This is a genomic window from Comamonas odontotermitis (assembly GCF_014207855.1).
Classification (GTDB): Bacteria; Pseudomonadota; Gammaproteobacteria; order Burkholderiales; family Burkholderiaceae_C; genus Comamonas; species Comamonas odontotermitis_A.
Genome location: NZ_JACHKZ010000001.1, coordinates 71,765 through 92,180 on the forward strand (window position 1 = coordinate 71,765; position 20,416 = coordinate 92,180).

15 protein-coding genes and 1 riboswitch are annotated in these 20,416 nt (G+C 64.2%); of the genes, 4 read left to right on the forward strand and 11 right to left on the reverse strand.

The window, feature by feature from the left end; all coding sequences use genetic code 11:
- Window positions 1-119: 119 nt before the first annotated feature.
- Both HNP33_RS00310 and HNP33_RS00315 read left to right on the forward strand, forming a co-directional pair.
- Window positions 120-2,651 carry an IPTL-CTERM sorting domain-containing protein gene (locus HNP33_RS00310; RefSeq protein ID WP_184704089.1) on the forward strand — a complete coding sequence of 844 codons (2,532 nt, stop codon included), beginning with the start codon at window positions 120-122 and terminating at the stop codon, window positions 2,649-2,651.
- A 51-nt stretch (window positions 2,652-2,702) separates the two neighbouring features.
- The gene (locus tag HNP33_RS00315) at window positions 2,703-3,050 is read left to right on the forward strand and encodes a hypothetical protein (protein WP_184704091.1); all 348 of its coding nucleotides are present in this window, start codon (window positions 2,703-2,705) and stop codon (window positions 3,048-3,050) included.
- Window positions 3,051-3,162: 112 nt separating this feature from the next.
- On the opposite strand, the gene HNP33_RS00320 is transcribed toward HNP33_RS00315, so the two are convergent.
- Both HNP33_RS00320 and HNP33_RS00325 read right to left on the reverse strand, forming a co-directional pair.
- Window positions 3,163-4,500 (reverse strand): sulfatase, encoded by a 1,338-nt coding sequence (locus HNP33_RS00320; protein WP_184704093.1) that lies wholly within the window; start codon window positions 4,498-4,500, stop codon window positions 3,163-3,165.
- Between the two features lie 127 nt (window positions 4,501-4,627).
- On the reverse strand, window positions 4,628-5,611 hold the full coding sequence (locus HNP33_RS00325; RefSeq protein WP_184704095.1) for a Bug family tripartite tricarboxylate transporter substrate binding protein: 984 nt from the start codon (window positions 5,609-5,611) through the stop codon (window positions 4,628-4,630).
- Between the two features lie 289 nt (window positions 5,612-5,900).
- Between HNP33_RS00325 and HNP33_RS00330 the strand changes: the two genes are divergently transcribed.
- Both HNP33_RS00330 and HNP33_RS00335 read left to right on the forward strand, forming a co-directional pair.
- Window positions 5,901-6,446, forward strand: coding sequence for a MarR family winged helix-turn-helix transcriptional regulator (locus HNP33_RS00330; protein WP_184704097.1), 546 nt, complete (start codon window positions 5,901-5,903; stop codon window positions 6,444-6,446).
- Between the two features lie 73 nt (window positions 6,447-6,519).
- On the forward strand, window positions 6,520-7,407 hold the full coding sequence (locus HNP33_RS00335) for an ABC transporter substrate-binding protein (RefSeq protein WP_233464149.1): 888 nt from the start codon (window positions 6,520-6,522) through the stop codon (window positions 7,405-7,407).
- Window positions 7,408-7,445: 38 nt separating this feature from the next.
- Here HNP33_RS00335 and HNP33_RS00340 read toward each other — a convergent pair whose 3' ends face one another.
- The 9 genes from HNP33_RS00340 to HNP33_RS00380 all read right to left on the reverse strand — a co-directional run bounded on the left by HNP33_RS00340 (window position 7,446) and on the right by HNP33_RS00380 (window position 19,898).
- On the reverse strand, window positions 7,446-8,075 hold the full coding sequence (locus HNP33_RS00340; protein ID WP_233464152.1) for a vWA domain-containing protein: 630 nt from the start codon (window positions 8,073-8,075) through the stop codon (window positions 7,446-7,448).
- A gap of 44 nt (window positions 8,076-8,119) precedes the next feature.
- Complete coding sequence (locus HNP33_RS00345; RefSeq protein WP_184704101.1) at window positions 8,120-9,286, reverse strand: ATP-binding protein; 1,167 nt, start codon at window positions 9,284-9,286, stop codon at window positions 8,120-8,122.
- Window positions 9,283-13,122, reverse strand: coding sequence for a cobaltochelatase subunit CobN (gene cobN / locus HNP33_RS00350; protein WP_184704103.1), 3,840 nt, complete (start codon window positions 13,120-13,122; stop codon window positions 9,283-9,285). Before cobN ends, HNP33_RS00345 begins: the two co-directional genes overlap by 4 nt.
- Before the next feature lie 3 nt (window positions 13,123-13,125).
- Window positions 13,126-14,181, reverse strand: coding sequence for a cobalamin biosynthesis protein CobW (cobW, locus tag HNP33_RS00355; RefSeq protein ID WP_184704105.1), 1,056 nt, complete (start codon window positions 14,179-14,181; stop codon window positions 13,126-13,128).
- A gap of 84 nt (window positions 14,182-14,265) precedes the next feature.
- Window positions 14,266-15,048 carry a (2Fe-2S) ferredoxin domain-containing protein gene (locus tag HNP33_RS00360; RefSeq protein WP_184704107.1) on the reverse strand — a complete coding sequence of 261 codons (783 nt, stop codon included), beginning with the start codon at window positions 15,046-15,048 and terminating at the stop codon, window positions 14,266-14,268.
- Window positions 15,035-15,817 carry an ABC transporter ATP-binding protein gene (locus tag HNP33_RS00365; RefSeq protein ID WP_184704109.1) on the reverse strand — a complete coding sequence of 261 codons (783 nt, stop codon included), beginning with the start codon at window positions 15,815-15,817 and terminating at the stop codon, window positions 15,035-15,037. Before HNP33_RS00365 ends, HNP33_RS00360 begins: the two co-directional genes overlap by 14 nt.
- Window positions 15,817-16,863, reverse strand: a complete 1,047-nt coding sequence (locus HNP33_RS00370; protein WP_184704111.1) for a FecCD family ABC transporter permease — start codon at window positions 16,861-16,863, stop codon at window positions 15,817-15,819. Before HNP33_RS00370 ends, HNP33_RS00365 begins: the two co-directional genes overlap by 1 nt.
- Complete coding sequence (locus HNP33_RS00375) at window positions 16,860-17,846, reverse strand: ABC transporter substrate-binding protein (protein ID WP_184704113.1); 987 nt, start codon at window positions 17,844-17,846, stop codon at window positions 16,860-16,862. Before HNP33_RS00375 ends, HNP33_RS00370 begins: the two co-directional genes overlap by 4 nt.
- 3 nt (window positions 17,847-17,849) lie before the next feature.
- On the reverse strand, window positions 17,850-19,898 hold the full coding sequence (locus HNP33_RS00380) for a TonB-dependent receptor (protein ID WP_233464159.1): 2,049 nt from the start codon (window positions 19,896-19,898) through the stop codon (window positions 17,850-17,852).
- Window positions 19,899-20,072: 174 nt separating this feature from the next.
- A riboswitch (cobalamin riboswitch) is annotated at window positions 20,073-20,326 on the reverse strand.
- Window positions 20,327-20,416: the final 90 nt, after the last annotated feature.

Consider the following 20,416-nt stretch of genomic DNA (forward strand, 5'->3'; position numbering starts at 1 on the left):
CAACTTCAAGACCCTTTACCGCTGTCCACCTGACTACATTGTGATTCCTCATAGGTTTAATTACATCATTTTATGGTGTTAACTAGGCCTATCACAAAGATAAATTACCAGGAGACAACATGGCGGTAGCCTATCCCTTCCCCCGTCCGCGCCACAAGCGGGCACCTCAGTGGCATTCCATCCAGCGCGCCATTTTTGTAGCGCTGGCTCCTGCGTGGGCCGCATCCGCGACTGCACAGGTCTATACCAATTACGACGGCAGCCCCAATACCGATCTGGCTGCAGCCGCCCAGACCTGGGCCGACCACGGCGAGTTCAAAGGCGATTGGGGGCTGGGGGCCATGAACGCGCAATTTGCCTACGCGCGTGGCTTTTCGGGCAAGGATGTGAAGGTGGGCTCGGTCGATTCCGGCCTGCGGCTCAACCACGTCAAATTTGTCAACCGCGACCCGGTCGCCATCACCATCTCGGGCACGTATCTGAACAGCGGCTATCTTGTGCCGCCCACCCGTAAAGGGGCGTGGAATGCGGGCGACGCTTTCAACGTGAATGGCGCCATCAACTACGACTTCACCAAGCCCTCGGCAGAGCGAGTCAACGACAACCACGGCAGCCATGTCTCGGGCACCATTGCAGCGGCCAAGACAGGCGATGCAACCAGCATGATGGGTGTGGCCTTCAACAGCAAGTACTACATCGCCAATACCAATGGGGCCGACGCCGCAATCTACGGCTCCAACATGGATTACAACTACTTCAAGGCTGCCTACGGCGACCTGATCGCGCAAGGCGTGCGTGTCACCAACAGCAGCTGGGGCAGCCCCGGCACGACACGCGACACTTCGACGCTCACCAGCCTGGTGCGCAACTTTGGCAAGTATTTCCTGGCCACCCACGCGCGGCTGGAGCCCGATGCGAAGGACAAGACCTGGCTGGATGCGGTCGTTGACGTCACCCGCGGAACCCAGGCGCTGCAGGTGTTTGCGGCTGGCAATACACAGTACCCCAATGTCAACCTGCGCTCGGCGGTACCGTTCTTCAAGTCCGATATCGAAGCCAACTGGATCGCCGTGCCGGCACTGGCCAACACCGCTCCGCTGACGCTTGCCTCGTTTTCGCAGCACTGCGGTCTGGCCAAATACTGGTGCGTCTCCGCTCCAGGCAGCGGCATCCGAAGCCTCAGTGCGATCACCGAGGCCACGCAGACCACCGCCTACGCCAATTCCAGCGGCACATCCATGGCCGCCCCCCACGTGACCGGCGCGCTGGGCGTGTTGATGGAGCGCTACCCAACCCTCTCCAACCAGGCCGTGCGTACCGTGCTGCTGACGACCTCTCGCCACCTGGGCGATGGCCCTGAAGATGTGCCCAATGCGCGCTTTGGCTGGGGTGTGCCAGATATGGACAAGGCCATGTCCGGCCCAAGCCAGTTGCTGGGCACCTTCGAGGCCCAGATTGCCGATGGCGCGACAGATGTGTGGACCAATCCGATCAGCGAAGCCGCCCTCAAGCAACGCAAAATGGACGACCAGCAGGAAATTGCCGACTGGCCCGCCAACCGCGATCTGCTGCAGAAAGAGAAATTCAGCATTCCAGCCATCACGCCCGAAGTGTTGGCTGGCTACGAAAACGCGCTGGTCAAGCTCAAGGCCATATTCGATCTGCCAGCAACGCCAGCCTCTGCCGCCGACAATCTGCGCAACGAGTTGCTGGCCGATGTGACCTACGGCAAACCGTTGCTGGCAGCACTGGAAGACCAGAACCTGTACCCCGACTGGCGTACCAATGCCACGTTCAAAACCACCTACGACAAATTTATCAACGGACGGGACCTTGCTGCCATGGCGGCTTATATCCAGTCCTACGCCAAATACAACAACATCAGTGTGGACGCAGGCCTTGCCGCTTGGCAGGCCCGTATCGACCAGTTGGCCGCCAAGACCGATGCAGATTACGTGGGCACACTGGCGAAGACCGGCGCGGGCAGCCTGACGCTGGCCGCCAATGCGACCCACACCGGAGGTACCCGCATTGATGCCGGCAGCCTGCGCACAGGTGTGGAGACCGCATTGGCCACCAGCCAGATCGCCATTGCGAGCGGAGCAACCCTCGACATCACGGCCAGCGGCAATGCAAGCGTTGCGGGTATCCGCAATGGCGGCACCGTCAATCTGGCAGATGGCATAGCCGGCCAGACCTTGACGGTGAACGGCCCCTGGGTGGGACAACAAGGCACCGTCAAGCTCGATCTGGCGCCTGCTGCCGCTGCCAAAAGCGCTGCGGCCACCACCAAGGCCGCCGTCGTGCCGGATACGATCGTGATCAATGGCGCTGTCAGCGGCCAGACCACGCTGAGCCTGTCCGGTCTGCAGAATATCGACCCGGTCACCCTCAACGGACTGCAACTCATCAAGAGCACGCAACCGGTGCCCGCCAACAGCTTTGTGCTGTCCGCACCGTTGGTGATCAACGGCCAGACCTATGCCCTGCAGTCCAGCCAGGATGGCGGACTGATGCTGGCTCTGGTCACCACGCCGCCAGCCACTGCCACTGCCGTGCCTTCGCTGGGCACCTGGGCGTTGGGTATGCTGTCTGCATTGCTGGCAGGGTTTGCTGCGCTGGGCGCGCGCCGCCGCCGGGCCCAGGGTTGAGAGGCGCCTCTGCGCCCACCCATTGAACATAGATTGATTCAGGAGACTTTGATGCACATTCGCACATCCCTGGCCCTAGCGGCAACGCTGCTGGCATCCACGGTGACCCATGCCGAAGGCTTTACCGCCTATTTCGTACAACGTATCAACAATGGGCAGTTGTCCAAGCAGGTCACCTGCGAAGTGCTGTCCATGCCCAACCCCACGGGCCTGCAGGGCGCCATCACCGCCAAGGACCAGGCCGTTGACTTTGACGGCAAGCCACTGTCTTCGGCTCTGCTGCTGGGCGACGGCTTTCCCGTAGGCGCCGATTGGGACGCAGCCAAAGGCTGCAAAAACAATGGCGTACCCCAGCCCGTACCCACGCAGCTGAGCAAAATTCCGGCAACCACCAAGTAGCGCGAACGCAGCGGCACCCGTGCCGCATCACCACTACGCATATAAAAAAGCTGCCAGCGCCTCTGTCAAGGGCGCTGGCAGCTTTGTTTTCTGCAACACCACTGCCGCTCTATCAACGCTGCGGCATGTCCTCTTCGGTGTAGCACAGGCTTACCGTTGCGTCGCCAGGAATGGCAGGCATCGTGGCATTCCAGCTTTCCCAGGCAAGCAGCATGCTGGCCAGGCGCTCTGGCATCACGGCGGCCAGGTTGGCGCGCTCGCGCTCGTCCGCCTTCAGATTGAAGAGATAGTCGATGCCATCGACGCGCAGATACTTCCAGTCGCCATGGCGCATGGCACGCTGGCCGCGGTGGTTCATGCGCCAGAACAGCGGGCGGTCATTGCTCCACAGCGGGTCTTCCAAAAGCGCCACCAAGGATTGGCCATCCAGCGGATAGTCCGTATGGGGCTTGGCGCCACCGATCTGCAGCATGGTTGCGCTCCAGTCCATGGTCATGCAGGTCTGGCGGCTTTGGCTGCCCGGCGCAATCAGGCGCGGCCAATGCGCCACCCAGGGCACGCGGATGCCGCCCTCGGTCAGGTCCATCTTGCCGCCCACCAGCGGCCAGTTGTCTGAAAAGCGCTCGCCACCGTTGTCGCTGGTGAAGACAATCAGCGTGTCCTCCAGCAGTCCCTGCGCCTGCAGGCCCGCCACGATGCGGCCGATGCCCTCGTCCATGTGGTGGATCATGCGGCGGTAGGTATCCACGCTGCCACCGTGCAGGTGGTAGATGGCCTGTTGGTTCTCCACCAGCTCGCGCGAGAGCGCTTCGTCGTCGCGCGTCTCCCATGGCCAGTGCGGCGCCGTGTAATGCACGCTCAGGAAGAAAGGCGTATCGCCCCGTGCGCCTGCTGCCATGCGCTCGATGTAGTCCAGCGAATAATCGGTGATCAGGTCGGTCAGGTAGCCTTGCTGCGCACGCTCGGCCTCGCCAAACCACAGATCGTGCTGGCCGTTCGCGCCGCAATGGGTGAAGTAATCCACACCGCCCGACATGGGGCCAAAAAACTCTTCATACCCTGATTTCAATGGGCTGAAATGCGGCGGATAGCCCAGATGCCACTTGCCCATCAGAGCAGTGCGGTAACCGGCTTCCTTCAACAAGGAGGGCAAGGTGGGCATCTGGGGTGGCAGGCCCAGATCCGGGTTGCCGCGCGTTGCCGTGCGGATAGGTTCTTCCAGTGCCCCGCGCAGCCGGTACTGGTAGCGCGCCGTCATCAGCGCAAAGCGCGTGGGCGAGCATACGGGCGAGTTGGAATACCCCTGCGTGAGCAGCAAGCCAGCCGCTGCCAGCGCATCGATGTTGGGAGATACGGCGCCAAAGCTGGCATCGCGCCCGCCATAGCAGCCCAGATCGGCGTAGCCCAGGTCGTCGGCCACGATAAAAATGATATTCGGTCGTTTCAACACAGCATTCAGATCAAATCAGCCGTCCGCGCACCCCTGGTGGGTGCCTGACGTTCAAAAACAATAGCAATCAGCACCCATCTCCAGAGACTGGCCTCCAACGCCTACGGTATGGCTCTCAATATCTCCATCAAGGCTTGTAGCCAGATGCCTGAATCACTGGAGCCCACTGCTGCTTGTAAGCAACCAGGCGCTGCTGCGTCTGCGCCATGTTGCTGACCACCGGGTCCAGGTAGTTGGCTGCAAACTGCTTGTGCACCTCTGGATCCTTCATCACCTTCTGGATTGCATCGCCATAGCGCTGTACCTGCGCTGCTGGCATCGCCTTGGGGGCAAAAAAGGTGTTCCAGCCTGCAGCGGCCAGATTCACGCCCGCCTCCTTCAAGGTCGGTACCTGGGGCACGGCAGCGTTGCGCGCATCGCCGCTCACCGCCAGAATGCGCAGCTTGCCCGCGTTGTGCTGCTGCACCAGGGTATCGAGCGTATCGACCGCCACCGGCACCTGCCCACCCATCAGATCGGTCAGCAGCGGCGACGAGCCTTTGTACCCCACGGCCTCGGCCTGCACACCCGCCTGCTGGCCCAGCATCAACGCAAAAAAGTGCGGCAGGCTGCCTGTCGCGGGCACACCGATGTTGGCCTTGGCCGGATTGGCCTTGAGCCACGCCAGCAGATGCTGCATCTCCTTGACCGGAACGGCGCTTGACACCGCCACGCCAAACACATAGCTGTTCACCTCGCTCACTGCCACAAAATCCTTGTCGGCGTCGTAGCCCAGATCGCTCACCACCAAGGGCGCCACCACCATCACAGCGGGGTTGGCCAGCAACAGCATCGGCTGGCTCGCCGGGGCATTTTTGACGTACTGCGCCGCCACGCGGCCCCCTGCGCCCACCTTGTTCTCCACAACCACGCTCGCGCCGATCTTGGCCTGCAGCTTGTCACCCACGATGCGTGCCACGCGATCCGTCGCGCCGCCGGGCGGGTAACCCACGATGATGCGCAGCACCTCCTGCGCCTGTGCGGGGGCGGCCCACAGCGCAGCCGTAGTGGCCAGAACAGGCGCTGCGGCCCATGCCGCCGAGCGGCCGAGAAATTGACGGCGTTGAACCATGGGGAAACTCTCCTTGAATCGTTACAGCAATGCTGCTTGGAGCCACTACCACAACCCTTGATACGTCGTTGCTTCGCCTTGTCGTACGTCTGTACTGCCCGCGGCTTCGCGCCTCGTCTCAAACGCAAATCTACGATTTGCTGGGTTGTGCTAGTTGCTCTTATGTTGCCGAGGTTTTGATGACTGGCGGAAATAAGCTTGTGCCACCCGCTGCAGCTCGGTCGTGTTACCTCAATATAAAAAGCACAGGCACAATTGTTCTAATCAACTGTTCACAGGATTTACCCGCATGCCGCGCCTGCCGCAGCCCGCCACCACCAGCACACCAACGCTCGCCAATCCGCAGCAGCCGGGCGATCTGTTGATGTACCGCCTGCACAAGCTCTCGTCCGCTGCCGGGCGCCTGGTCACCCGCATGCTGGAGCGGCGCTATGGCATCACCCGGCGCGAATGGGGTGTGCTGATGTGGCTGGCGCGCGTACCGGGCCTGTCGCCTTCAGAGCTGGCCGCGCACCTGGAGCTGGACCGCGCACGCATCTCGCGTGCCATCGCATCCATGCAAGCCAAGGGCCTACTGCACAAAGAGACAACCAGCGCCAATCGCCGCAGTGCCGCGCTGCAGCTGACTGCTGCTGGCCAGGCCTTGCACGACGAACTGCTGCCGCAAGTGCGTGCCATCAACCTGCAGCTGCTTGCGGCGCTCGATCCCCAGCAGCAGCAACAGCTGGAGCGCAGCCTGGAGTTGTTGCAAGCGCAGGCCAGCGCATTGGAGCATGGCGATGACGCGGACACCCGCGCCATCTATCCGCCCCGCCAGTCCGGCAAGCGGCAGTAATCCACTATTAAAATATGAGCATCTTGCGCCCACCGGTCATACACGATCGGGGCATCCCCATCGCAACAAGAAGATGAACGACTATCTCAAGGTACTGGCGCTGTCCTCGGCCATCTCCGTGCTCACGCCTGCCGCACTCGCCAATGCGGGCACTGCCGTTCAGCTCGTCGATGCCAAGCAAAGAACCATTGCCTTTGCGGCACCTGCCCGTCGCATCGTCTCGCTGCAACCGTCGTTCACCGAGGCCATCTGTGCGCTGGGTGGTTGCGACACATTGGTGGGTGTAGACCGTTTCTCCACCTGGCCGCAGCAAGTGGCCCTGCTGCCCCAGGTAGGCAGCCTGCGCGACCCGGATATCGAACGCATCGTAGCCCTCAAGCCCGATGTCGTGCTGGCGCGTCCCGGCCACAAGGTGGACGAGCGCCTGGAGAGCCTGGGAATCAAGGTGCTGACACTGAACGCCCAGACCTACGAAGACATGGCGCGCGAGCTGGAAGTACTGGCCACGCTGCTAGGTCGGCCCGGCGCTGGCACACGGCTGTGGCAGCAGATGCACGAGCGCATGGCGTTGCTGCGCAGCGAAATGCCCAGACAGTGGCAAGGCAAAAAGGTGTATTTTGAACTGCACAGCGGCATGGCAGCTGCTGGCGAAGCCTCGTTCATCGGCCAGACGCTGCATGGCCTGGGTCTCGTCAATATTGCCGGGCGCGATCTGCCCATGTACCCCAAGCTCGGCCCCGAATACGTGGTGCGGGCCAACCCCGACGTGATCATCACCATGGCCGACATGCCGGTGCCGCCCCCCAAGCGCCAGGGCTGGAGCAGCATTGCCGCGTTGCGCAACCAACGCTATTGCCGTATTCCCAATGCGGAGTTCGATGCACTCGTGCGCCCCGGCCCGCGCATTGATGAAGCAGCGCGGCGCATCGTGCAGTGCCTGCGGCAATTGCCTCTCCCTTAGGTACCAAGCGCAGCACCCAAGATGGTTGCTGCCCTCTTTCAAAAAGGCTGTAAGCGCACGGCGCTGTGCCAGGCTTGGGCCAGCCGCTCTGCCCCCCCGAAGGAACGCGGGCCTGAGCGGGCAGCGGGTTCGCAATCGACCAGAATGTGCGAAAGCGCAGGTGCGCTATCCTGTACCAAGGACAGCACATCGGCGCTGCGAAAATCGCTCAGCACCCAAAAATGCGGGCGCGCCTCGGGCCGCTTGGCCACGAGCGCCCAGGCCGCATGAAAGGCCAGCGCCAAGGGCGTACCACCTCCTCCCGGCAACGGCTCGATCAATCCTGCATTCCACTGCGGTGCCCTGCCCGGCAACAGCTTCCACTGCAACTGCCCTGCGCCAAAGCACAACAACGCCACCGGCACGCGCTGCAGATAGGCCCAGCGCAGCCATTGCAGCAGCACGCCCTTGGCTTTTGCGAAAGCACCGCTCTCCAGCATTGAGGCCGAGCAATCCAGGGCAAACACATGCAGCGCCTGAGGCTGGCCCAGGCTCCGGCGCCAGCGCAGATGCTCGCTTGTCAGCGGCTGACCCTGGCGAGCACGCAATATCGCAGGCCAATCCAGCACAGCCCCCAGCTCGCGCTGCGCCACGGGCTGCGCATGGCCAGCGAGTGCGGCACTGGCCATGGCTGCCGATGCCTGCCCCCGACCGGGGCGGTATGCCGATGGCGTCAGCGCGGCAGGCCGGGGGCGCGGGCTTTTTTTGCGGCCAGGGCCTCCATGGCGGCCTGCGCCAGCGCATCTGCCTGCAGCGCACTGACAGGTGCGCTGGCCATGGGCCGGGGCGCACCCCAATCGGGTGGCGGCTGCTCCAGCTCCTGCGCCGGGGGGTTGCTCTGTCTTGGGCTGGTGGATTGAGCCGGCGGTGCCGATGGTTCAGGCACCGCTTCCGCAAGCGCTGGTAATGGCTCGGGTAATGGCTCAGACACCGGCGCGGAAGCAGGCAATGAAGGCAGGGCCTGCCGTTGCGCGGCATCACCGGACGTCTGGTTTGCCCGGTGCAGCAGCACCAATGGCGCCACCTCGGCCACATGGTGGCTTTCGATGGCGTCGCTGCCCTCCCAGGCGGCCAGCGCGCGCGCCGCACGCAGCATCACCAGATCGGCGCGCAGGCCATCCACGCAGGCGGCAATGCACTGGCGCGCCACTTCCTCATGTACCGCATCGCTCCATGGCAGCTCGGCCGCCTTGGCGCAACGCGTGCGAGCTTGCTGCAGGCGTTCGGCCATAGGGGCCTGCTGGGTGGCATGCGCCGCCACAAAACCGGCAGGATCGAGATCAAAGCGCAGCCGCGCCTTGACGATGGCGCTGCGCAGCGCAGGGTCCTGCGCATTTGCCAGTTGCACGCACAGGCCCAGACGGTCCAGCAATTGCGGGCGCAACATGCCCTCTTCGGGGTTCATGGTGCCTATCAGCACAAAGCGCGCCGCATGGCCATGCGAGATGCCATCGCGCTCCACGCGGGTCACGCCGGAGGCCGCCACGTCCAGCAGCACATCGACGATGGCGTCGGGCAACAGATTGATCTCGTCAACATATAGAACACCGCCATGCGCCCTGGCCAGCAAACCGGGAGCAAAAGCCACTTCGTTGCCCGACAGCGCCTTTGACAGATCAAGACTGCCCACCACATGCTCGATGGACGCCCCCAGCGGCAAGGTAACAAAGGGCGCGGGCGCCAGCAGATCGGCCAGCGCGCGCGCCGCCGTCGATTTGGCCGTGCCGCGCGGCCCCTGGATCAGCACGCCGCCCAGCGCGGGCTCGATGGCCGCGAGCAGCAGGGCCTGCACCAGCTGCGGCTGACCCCGGATCGCAGACAAAGGAAATGTCGGTGTCATTGCGGTACCCGTCCTTCCATGAATTCCTCCTGCGTCAGCATGTGTGCCAGCAGCGCATCGTGCAGCGCGCCGGGTTGCGCCCACATGCCACGGTCAATGGCTTCAAGCAACCGCCCCACAATATCGCTCAGCGCCTGGGGATTGTGATCGCGCAGGAATTGCCGCACGCTCTCGTTCTGCACATAGGCTTCGGTGACCAAGGCATAGTGCACGTCTGACACCAGTTGTGTGGTGGCATCGAAGCCAAACAGATAGTCCACCGTCGCCGCCATCTCGAATGCCCCCTTGTAGCCGTGGCGCATGGCGCCCGCGATCCACTTGGGGTTGGTGACGCGGGCACGCACCACGCGGCCGATCTCTTCGGCGAGCGACCGGATCCTGGCCGATTGCGGATTTCCGTGGTCGCCATGGTAGACGGCCGGCTCGCCACCGCCCAGATGGCGCACGGCGGCGACCATGCCGCCCTGGTGCTGGTAGTACTCGCTGGAGTCCAACAGATCGTGCTCGCGGCTGTCCTGGTTCTGCAGCACCACATCCAACCCCTGCATGCGGCGCTCCAGCGCCTGGCGTGCCGGAATCCCATCGGCCTGCTGGCCGTAGGCAAATGCGCCCCAGTGCAGGTAGTGACGTGCAAAGTCGCCCGCATCGCTCCACTGGCCCGAACGCAGCAGCTCGTGCATGCTGGCACCATAGCTGCCCGCAGGCGCACCAAATACGCGCCACAAGGCCTGCTCGCGGGCCTGGGCTTCGTCCATGCCCTGCGCCACCCATGTGGCAGCATCGCGCAGCACGCGGGCGCGAATGGGGTTGTCTTCGGCGTCCTCGTCCTGCGCTGCCACGGCGCGCACCGCAGCGTCGAACATCTGCACGACGCCAGGAAACGCGTCGCGGAAAAATCCGCTGATGCGCAGCGTCACATCCACACGCGGACGGCGCAGGCCCACGCGCGGGATGAGCTCGAAATCCACCACCCGCTGGCTGCCTGGCGCCCATTTGGGGCGCACGCCAATCAATGCAAAAGCCTGGGCGATATCATCGCCACCCGTGCGCATGGTGGCCGTGCCCCAGACCGAAATGCCAATGGCGGCAGGGTACTCGCCATGCTCCTGCAGGTAGCGCGCAATCAACCGCTCGCTGGCCTGCTGGCCCAGCGCCCATGCCGTCTGCGTGGGGATGGCGCGCGTATCCACGGTGTAGAAATTGCGCCCCGTGGGCAAGGTATCGCAGCGCCCACGCGAAGGCGAGCCACTGGGCCCCGGTGGCACAAAGCGCCCCTGCAGCGCGCGCGAAAATTGACGCAGTTCTTCCCTTCCACATGCATCGAGCGCGGGCGCGATCTGCTCGTGGATGCGCGCTAGCACATGCTGCGTCTGCGGCCAACCATGGGCTACCTCTGGATCCTGCAGCACGCGCAGCGCCAGCAGCTCCAGGCGCTCGCGCGTGTCGCCGCCATGGCGCCAGAGGCTTGCATCCAGATCGGCCAGCACCTGCGGGCGCGGCCCATTCCATGCGGCAGCAGCATCCATGTCGAGCGGATTCCAGTCGCAATCCGGCAGCAGATCGGCAGCCAGCGCGTTGAGTAAACCTTGCTCTCCCGGTGCCGGGTAGCGCGCAAGCGCCAGCAGGGTGCTGTCGCGCAATGCTCCTTTGGGTGAGCTGCCGAAGATGTGCAGCCCGTCACGAATCTGGGTTTCCTTGAGCTCGCACAGATATGCATCGATGCGCTCCAGCAACTGTTCATCCTGCTCACCCGGCCCGGCTGATGCCCCGAGTTCGCGCAGCAAATCCTGGCTGCGGGCAGTCTCCAGAATCTGGCTGCGCAGCATGGCGGCGCGGCGCTGGTCCACCAGGAGCGCGTCGTAGTATTCGTCCACCAACCGCTCCAGCTCCTGCATGGGGCCATGGTTTTCGGCGCGTGAGAGCGGTGGCATCAAGTGGTCGATGATGACGGCCTGGCTGCGGCGCTTGGCCTGCGCGCCTTCACCAGGGTCGTTGACGATGAACGGATAGACATGGGGCATCGGCCCCAGAATGGCATCAGGCCAGCACTGCTGCGACAAGGCCAGACTCTTGCCCGGCAGCCACTCCAGGTTGCCGTGCTTGCCCACATGCACCAAGGCGTCAACCGCAAACCCATCGCGCAGCCAGAAATAGAAGGCCAGGTAATGGTGCGGCGGCACCAGATCAGCGTCGTGGTACTGCGCGTAATCGTTGCTGCCATCAAGCGAGCGCGCGGGCTGGATGCCGACGAACACATGGCCCAGTTGCACCCCGGCAACCATGAACCAGCCATCACGCAGCATCGGATCCCGCTCGGGCGCGCCCCACCGCTGGGCGATGGCATCGGCCATGGCCTCGGGCAGCAGCGCCAGGCGCTGGCGGTAGGCCTGCAGCGAGTAGCCCTGGTGTGCACGGCGCAACGGCCACTTGGCAGGGTCATTGGCAATGCCTTGCTGCAGGCGCTCCATCAGGGCCAGACCGTCTGCGGGCTGATCAGCAGGATCGCCGAGATTCCAACCATCACGCGCCAGTTGGGCCAGCAGCGCGATCACCGATGCGGGCGTATCCAGCCCCACGCCACTGCCGATGCGCGCCTCGCTGCCAGGGTAATTGGCCAGCACCAGTGCGACACGCTTGTCGGCAGCGGGCTTGCGGCGCAGCGTGCACCAGCGCCGAGCCAATTCGGCCACCCACTGCACCCGGTCGGGCTCTGCCTGGTAGGCCACCACATCGGTCTGCGTCAGCTCGCAGCGGTGAGCCAGCCCTTTGAAACTCATGGCGCGCGTCATGATGCGGCCATCCATCTCGGGCAACACCACCTGCATGGCAATATCGCGCGGGCGCAGGCCCTGGTGGTCGGCCAGCCAGTCGTCGCGGTTGGCGCCACTGGCAATCACCTGCAGCACCGGAATGTCACCCGCGAGTGCATCAGCCTCTGTGCCCACACGCGCATGCTCGCCCAGCGCAGCAAACGCAGTGGTGTTGAGGATGAGCTGCACGCCATGGGTCGTGCACAGCGCCCGCAGGGTTTGCAGGCACAGCGCGTCCTTCAGCGATTCGAGGGCCAGCGGCAGTGGGTTCAATCCCTGGGCCAGCAGCGCCTCTGCCATGGCATCGAAGGCATCCGTATTGGCCGCCAGCAGGTGCGAGCGGTAGAACACGAGCATGACCACCGGCGCGCCCGGCACCCAATGTGCCTGCAGATCATCCAGGCCAGCGATGTGACCCAGGCCTGGTCTGCCGTGGCCCGGCTCAGCGCTCGCCCACGCCATGGGCACATGCACGGCCACGGGTGGCAGCACACGCACCGGCGCAGCGTCCATGGCGTTGCCCAGGCCCCAGGCTGCGCCCATGCGCAAGAACTCGCGTGCATTGGCGAGCCCCCCCGCGCGCAGGTACTGCCACAGCATGCGGCTTTGCGCGGGAGCCAGTGTGCCCTTGGCCAATAGCTCGGCATCCTCCTGGCTGTCTCCCGAGAACATGGCCAGTTGCTGCCCACGCTGCAGTGCAAGCTTGCGCAGTTGTTCGATGCCATAGGGCCATGCCGATTCGGCGCCCAAGTGATCGACGATGACCAGCCGGGCATGCTGCAGCACCTCGTCGATGTACAGATCCAGCGATGCACTCTGGCGCAGGTGCAGCAGGTTCGCCAGGCGCAAGGTGGGAACGGCCCCAGGCGCTTCAGACTGTTGCCACAGCCGGTAGGCGTCGGCCAGCAGGGACAGCGTGGTGTCGGCCGAGCTGAGTACCACCATTTCGGCGGGCGTCTGGTCCAGCCGGGTGATGATGCTGTCGTCTTCGACAAAACCGCCCGGGCGGGTGCTGAGCAAGTGCATGGTTCAGACTTCCGCCGCAGCCAGCGCCGTGCGCAGCGGCGCTGCATCCAGTCCCTTGCCGATGAACACCAGCCGCGTTGCCTGGGCTTCGCCATCCCTCCAGGCACGATCGAAGTAAGCGTCAAAACGCCGCCCCACGCCCTGCACCAGTAGCCGCATTTTCTTGCCCGGCAGCGCAGCAAAGCCTTTGACGCGCAGCACAGCGTGCTGCTGCACGATGTCCTGCAGCGCCTGCATCAGGCGTTCGCGGTCCACGGCCCCCAGGTCGATGAACAGCGAATCGAAGTCGTCATGGTCATGTTCCTCGTCGTGGTCATGGTTGGAATGCCTGGCATCGATATGGGCTTCTGCCGCGCGCTGCTGGCCCAGCAGCACAGACAGCGGCACGCTGCCCTGCACGGCCTCCACCATTTTGACTTCTGGCGGCACCTCCTCGGCCACCAGGGCTCGCACCTGCGCCAACTCCTCCGGCGAGACCAGATCCGCCTTCGAGAGCACCACCAGGTCTGCCGCAGAGAGCTGGTCCTCGAACAACTCGTGCAGGCTGGCTTCGTGGTCGAGATTGGGATCGGCCAGGCGCTGCGCATCAACGGCATGTGGATCGTGGGCGAACTGGCCAGCCGCGGTTGCGGGAGCATCCACCACGGTCACCACTGAATCCACGGTGAAGACACTGGCAATCTCCGGCCACTGGAAAGCCTGCACCAACGGCTTGGGCAGGGCCAGCCCACTGGTCTCGATCAGCAGCACATCAATATCGGCGCGGCGCTCTGCCAATGCCTTCATCACCGGAAAGAACTCTTCCTGCACCGTGCAGCACATGCAGCCATTGGCCAGCTCGTAGATCTGGCCTTCGGGTGCGTCGGCACCGCCTTCGTCCTTGCAGCCGATGGCGCAGGTACGCAGGATTTCGCCGTCAATGCCCAGCTCGCCGAACTCGTTGACGATGACTGCCACGCGCAGCCCCTGGGCTTTTTCAAGGATATGGCGCATCAGCGTGGTCTTGCCGCTGCCCAGAAAGCCGGTGACGATGGTGGCGGGAATCTTGGTGGTTTGCATGGTGTGAACTCTTGGGGGTTGAGGTTGTAGAGCGGGTGGCACTCTATGGATGGGGGCTTCAAATGGTTTTTAAATGCTGACGCATCAATCGCCAACCACTATGGTTTGATCAATCTGCGGAGGCCCATGCACGCGCAGCGTCGCATCCACTTTGCGCTGCAGCACATGGCGGGTCAGCACGTGGCGGATGCCGTCCGCATCCAGCGGCCCGTACCACACGCCTTCGGGGTAGACGATCATCAGCGGGCCATGGTTGCAGGGATACTGGCAGCTCGTCTGCAGCGGACGCACGCATTTTTTCAAGGCAGGCGTGTCATTGACGGTACTGGTGAGCGCAGGCCACAGCGCCACCGCACCGGCTGCCGCACAGCGCGGCCCCATGCACCACAGCGCGTGGTGCGTGTGCTCCGGCACGCTGGACCAACCCTTGGGGTCGTGCTGCCAGTCTTCATCGCCAACCATGGCAGGCACATCGGGCTGGTGCACCAACGCCCTGCGCACAGCCAGGGCCAGCAGTGCAGGCAGCGGCACGGTCTGCGAAAGCGGATCGGCAAAGACGAGGCGAGGACCGCCATCACCCCGGCAGGCAAGCCAGCGCATGGCCACCTTGTGCAACCAGCGGCGCAGGGCGGCTTCGTCAGGCAGCATCAGCGGCACGATGGCAATGGTCTGCGCACCTGCATCCGCACTGGCGGTGAGTGCCGCAGGCAGGTCGGGCTGCCAGCGATCGACGAAGGCGGGCAGCACCTGTACGCCCGGCCATTGCGCCAACAGCTGCCGCGCCAACTCCACCAACTCGCCGGTGGTCGATCTGGCGACACCGCCGCGCCCCAGCAGTACGATGGCAATGGATTCATCCCTTGTCATGCTCATCCCACTCCATCCAATAGGCAATGCGCGGCCGACCGGTGGCCGGGTGGTCATCAATGGCGGCGCGAACGCCAAAAGCGCGCTCCAGTGCTTCGGGCGTGAGTACTTCGCGCGGCGGGCCGCTGGCCACCAACACGCCCTCGTGCATCAGGTACAGCCGATCACAGAACTGGGCGGCGATATTGAGGTCGTGCAGCACGACCAGCACCGTCAGCTGAAGGCTGCGTACCAGCCGCATCAGCTCCAGCTGGTAGCGGATGTCGAGGTGGTTGGTGGGCTCGTCAAGAAACAACAGCTGCGGCTGCTGCGCCAGCGCACGCGCCAGCAGCACCCGCTGGCGCTCGCCGCCGGAGAGCGTGGCCATGCTTTGCCCGGCCAGCTGCGCCGCGCCCACACGCTCCAGGCTTTCTCCTACGATGCACCTGTCCTGCTCGCTATCGGCGGCAAAGCGCCCTTGGTGCGGCAAGCGGCCCAGCATCACGGCTTCCTGCACGGTGCTGTCGAAGGCTGGCGTACTGCTTTGGGCCAGCACGGCGGCTTGCCGCGCAAACGCACGCGCATCCATCTGCCAGACATCCTGCCCCTCCAGCAGCACCTGGCCGCGGTGCGGCGGCAGCACGCGGTAGAGCATGCGCAGCAGCGTCGATTTGCCGCAGCCATTGGGGCCGATCAGGCCCACACACTCGCCTGTTCCCACCTGCAGCGCGGCATCCTGCACGATGGGGCGCTGACCCACGGCAAAGTGCAACCCTTGCGCCCGCAGCATCAGCCTTCCTCCCGCACGGCGCCGCGCCACAGCATAGCAATGAAGAACGGCCCGCCCACAAAGGCGGTAATGACACCAACCGGAATCTCCATGGGTGCAAACCATGTGCGTGCCGCGCCATCGACCAGCACCAGGAACACTGCACCCATCAGCGCCGCAACAGGCAGCACGCGCCGGTGGTCGCTACCCACCAGCATGCGCGTGACATGCGGAATCACCAGCCCGACAAAGCCGATCGCGCCGCTCACCGCCACCATCGTTCCGGTGAGCAGCGACACCACAACAAACAATTGCCGGCGCAGCCGCTCGGCTGCCACACCCAGCGTCGCGGCGGCCTCGTCACCCGCCAGCAGCGCATTCAGCGGCCGCGCCTGCGCCAGCAGCCACAGCATGCCTGCCAGCACCATGCCAGCGGGCAGACCCAGCGCCTGCCACTGCGTGCCAGCCAGGCTGCCCAGCAGCCAGGTGAGCAGGGCATTGGCCAGGTCACGCTGGCCTGCGGTGAGGGTGACCAGACTGGTCAACCCGGTGAGCATGTAGCCCACGGCCACACCACTCAAGATGAGCCGCGCAGAAGGAATGCGCCCGCCCTGCCTTGCAAGCAGATAGACCAGCACAGTAGCCAGCAGCGCGCCAATGAATGCGCCCGCTGCCACCGCGTACAGCCCCACCGCGGCAAACACCCCCCAGGCCAGCACCGACACCGCCCCTACCGATGCGCCGGACGATACGCCCAGCATGTACGGATCGGCCAGCGGGTTGCGCACCATGGCCTGCATCACCACACCCACGATGGACAGCCCTGCCCCCACCAGAGCCGCCATCAGCACACGCGGCAGGCGGATCATCCAGACAATCTGGTGCTGTTGCATGCTCCAGTCCGGCGCCGCCGTCTGCATGCCCAGCGCCTGCGCCATCTGGTGCTGCACGATGGCCCAGACCTGCCCCATGCCCAGCTGCGCCGAGCCCCAGGTGACGCCGGCCAGCACCGCCAGGGTCAGCAGCACGGGCAGCACCAGCATCCAGGGCAAGGCCGAGGTCTTCATGGCTGAAAACGCACTGGTGTCATGGTGATCCCCCGCTGTGGGTGCAGCGCAGCGGCCAGACGCTGGGCGGTTTCCACATTGCGCGGTCCGGGCGTGGCCTCGGCATAGGTCATCACGAAAAAGCGTTTGTTGCGGATCGCGCTTACCGTCTGGAGCTCTTTTTTCTGCAGCAGAAAATCCATCTTGCCCTGGGCGCTGGGCTGGCCGTAGTCGATGATGACGATCCACTCCGGGTCGCGCAGCACCACATCTTCCCAGTTGCCCTTGGGCCAGTTGCTGGCGATATCGTCGAAGATGTTGCGCGCACCCGCCGCCTCCAGCATGGCCTGCGGCATGCCGTAGCGGCCCACGGTGGTAGGAATCTTCTCGCCGCTGTCGAAAACGAAGACCTTGGGCTGCAGCGCATTGCCGCGCATCTGGTGGCGCAGCAGCGTCAGTTCGTCGCGCAGCTGCTGAATGCGCGGCGCGGCCTGCTGCTGCACACCAAAAATGCGGGCCACGTTGTCCATGTCGACAAAGGTATCTTCCAAGGCAACGTCCGCGCGCTTTTGCACACGAATGCAGGACTCGGTCAGTACATAGGACGCAATGCCATAGCGCGCCAGCAGCTGAGGCGTGACACCGCCCTGCTGAAACCCATAGCTCCAGCCACCAAAAACGAAATCGGCCTGCGCAGCAACGATGTTCTCCAGGTTCATGCCCTGGGGCGACAGATTGGGCACCCCTGCCAGCATGGGCACGATCTGCGGGCTGGCATCTTTGCCTGCATACATGCCGGAGTAGCCCACCAGCCGGTCCGCCAGCCCAAGGAACACAAACATCTCGGTAATGTTCACGTCATGCGTCACCGCACGGCGGGGCACAGAGGCATAGGTCTGCGGCTGACCGCAGACATTGACGGTTATCGGGGAACGCTTCGCATCCTGCGCCCATGCAGGCATGGCACACAGCGCGATCAGCAGCAGTAAAAAGGTTCGTGGCATGGTTCAAAAGCGCATCTGCGCCATCAGCTCCACACTGCGGCTGGCGCCCACCAGCCATTGGCTGTTGTAGGCAGCCGTGGCATAGACGCGGTTTGTCAGGTTGCGGCCGATCAGGCTGACGGTGGTCTGGGGGCTTGCATTCCAGCTCACGACGGCGTCCAGCACGGTGTAGCCCGGTAGGCGTTTGCCGGCGCTGTTGGCGTTGTCGCCAAAGCGGCTGCCCACGTAGCGCAGGCCGAGCGATGTGCGCCAGCCGCCTTCGCGGTAGTGCCCCCACAGGTTGGCCGTGACCTTGGGCACGTTGGCCGGGCGATTGCCGCTGCGGTCGGCGCCGCCAGCTTCGATCAGCTCATCAAACCGGGCCCTGGTATAGGCGGCGTTGGCCTCCACGCGAAACGCCGGGCTCGCCTGCAATGCGCCAGCCAGCTCCAGTCCGCGCGAGGATTGCTTGCCGCCCTGGATCGACAGCGCCGAATTGGCCGGATCGCGCGTGATGATGTCGCCCTTGGCGATGTGAAACAACGCAGCCGTCCATTCGCCACGGCCATCAGCCAGTTGCTGCTTGAAGCCGACTTCCTGCTGGCGGCCTTTACTGAGCGTAAAGCCGGTCTGCGATGCCGCAAGCGACAGCAGGCTGGTGACTGGATCGTGCCCGGTGGTCATCTGTGCATAGACGCTTGATTGCGCAGTCAGCTTGCGCGTGAGACCCAGGCGCCATGAGGTGCCGTTCAGGTCCTTGTCAAAGCCCGTTTTGGCCACAAAGTCCTGCCGCGAGAATTCGTACCAGTCGCGCCGGATGCCGCCCATCAGCAACCATTGCTCGTTGATCTTCCAGGCGTCCTCGATATACAGTGCGTTCTGCCGCAAGGTCGAGCCCATGCGCGGCAGGTACGGATCGGGGCTGATCCAGGTGCCTGGCACCGGATCGAATGCAGAGACGACGGAGCTCCCCGTGTACGGCGAATTGCTGGTGTTGCGGAAGTTGGCCTGGGACGCATCCCAGCCCATCGCCACCTGGTGCCCACCGCCCTTCCAATCCAGCGCCAGGCGGTTGCCGTTTTGCTGCAGCGCATGGCCGATTTCGAGGTAATCCGAGCGCGCCACCGTGCCTGCGGCCGCGTTGTAGTCATAGGCTTCGATGTTCTTCCAGTGGCGGTCGGCGCCAAAGTGGTAGAGCTCGTTGCGCACCGCCAGCGCGTCGTTGACCTGCCAGGTTGCCTTGGCCTTGAAGCGTTTGTCTCGGTAATGGATGTCGCTGTCTTCGGTGTTGAAGCCCGTGCCGATCAGCTCGCGCGCCACACGGCCATTGGTTGTCGGTGTGCCGTAATAGCGCGATGGCGCCTGGTTGCTGATGTCGGCCGTCACATCGAGTGTGAAGTCGCCGCGCGGCTGCCAGCGCAACGCGCTCATCAGCTTGCCGCCCTTGCTGTTGTCGAAAGCGCGGTCGCCGTCGCTGCGCGCGCCATAGGCGTCCACGCGGTAGCTCAGCGTATCGCTCAAGGCGCCAGTGCTGCCCAGACCCATGCGCGCAGTGCCATGGTTGCCGCCCGAGAGCATGAGTTCGGTGGAGCGCTCGCGGCTGGGCTGCTTGCGGATGGCGTTGACTGTGGCGCCCATGGTGCCACTGCCATACATCAGCGATGCGGGGCCGCGCAACACTTCAAAGCGCTCATAACCCCAGGTGTCCGACGGATAGTTGATGGTTCCCGAGCCCACGCCCAGCGTGATGCCGTCTTCGGCCACACCCACCGAATTGACACCATAGAAGCCCCGGCTCGCAAACGCCAGCCCGCCATTGCCCGGCGTGCCCGCAGCCGACAGACCCACGGTGCGCGTCACCGCTTCAGCGGCACCTCGGTCGGCGCGCTCATCGATCTGCTCGGCAGACACGCCACTCACGCTGGCGGGCAGATCCAGCGTGGGTACATCGAGGTGTGTCGCCGTTGCAGAGCGGCGTGCGGTATCGAGCGCAGGCGCCTCATTGCGGCTGCCAGTGACCACCACTTCGCTCAAGGTCTGTTGTGCCAGAACGGCTGCCGGAGACAGCAGCAAGCCCCAGGCTGTACGCCGCAGGACAGGGGAAAAAAAATGAAGGCCGTGCATCACGCCGCACCCCAGAACATCAACTGCCTGAAGCGATGGCCGAACCCACGAACCGAGACTGGTACCGAGAACGCCATCCGCACCCCGCAGACAGTGGAAAGCCAGCGCATGCACCCAAAGCATGCGCTGTGAACATCGGCGGGCCGGTCTCCGGGCTCGCAGGCGATCCATCTTGGATCCGAACCCCACCTTCCCGGTAGCGCGTAGCGTTCGATGTTTGAACGGTCACGCCGATCCAGTGGCCGCAAGCGCACAAAGCGCTCGCCTGGGGTGTTTTCCTGCATACCGTTGCGGGGGCAGCCAAGGCCTGGGTCGATCGACCGCACCTTGTTCCCGTTTCACTCGCCAAAGCGAGCACCTTCCGAAACGAAACGCCCTGGAGAAATGATTCTCAGGGCGATGCGCAATTCTATCACCTGGCTGAAATGGGCCTTTCGCCCCGGCGGCACCCCAAGTACAGGCCACGG

Coding starts and splice junctions, on each gene's coding strand:
- HNP33_RS00310 (WP_184704089.1), top strand. CDS start 120: ATGGCGGTAGCCTATCCCTTCCCCCGTCCGCGCCACAAGCGGGCACCT.
- HNP33_RS00315 (WP_184704091.1), top strand. CDS start 2,703: ATGCACATTCGCACATCCCTGGCCCTAGCGGCAACGCTGCTGGCATCC.
- HNP33_RS00325 (WP_184704095.1), bottom strand. CDS start 5,611: ATGGTTCAACGCCGTCAATTTCTCGGCCGCTCGGCGGCATGGGCCGCA.
- HNP33_RS00330 (WP_184704097.1), top strand. CDS start 5,901: ATGCCGCGCCTGCCGCAGCCCGCCACCACCAGCACACCAACGCTCGCC.
- HNP33_RS00335 (WP_233464149.1), top strand. CDS start 6,520: ATGAACGACTATCTCAAGGTACTGGCGCTGTCCTCGGCCATCTCCGTG.
- HNP33_RS00340 (WP_233464152.1), bottom strand. CDS start 8,075: ATGGCCAGTGCCGCACTCGCTGGCCATGCGCAGCCCGTGGCGCAGCGC.
- HNP33_RS00345 (WP_184704101.1), bottom strand. CDS start 9,286: ATGACACCGACATTTCCTTTGTCTGCGATCCGGGGTCAGCCGCAGCTG.
- cobN (WP_184704103.1), bottom strand. CDS start 13,122: ATGCACTTGCTCAGCACCCGCCCGGGCGGTTTTGTCGAAGACGACAGC.
- cobW (WP_184704105.1), bottom strand. CDS start 14,181: ATGCAAACCACCAAGATTCCCGCCACCATCGTCACCGGCTTTCTGGGC.
- HNP33_RS00360 (WP_184704107.1), bottom strand. CDS start 15,048: ATGACAAGGGATGAATCCATTGCCATCGTACTGCTGGGGCGCGGCGGT.
- HNP33_RS00365 (WP_184704109.1), bottom strand. CDS start 15,817: ATGCTGCGGGCGCAAGGGTTGCACTTTGCCGTGGGTCAGCGCCCCATC.
- HNP33_RS00370 (WP_184704111.1), bottom strand. CDS start 16,863: ATGAAGACCTCGGCCTTGCCCTGGATGCTGGTGCTGCCCGTGCTGCTG.
- HNP33_RS00375 (WP_184704113.1), bottom strand. CDS start 17,846: ATGCCACGAACCTTTTTACTGCTGCTGATCGCGCTGTGTGCCATGCCT.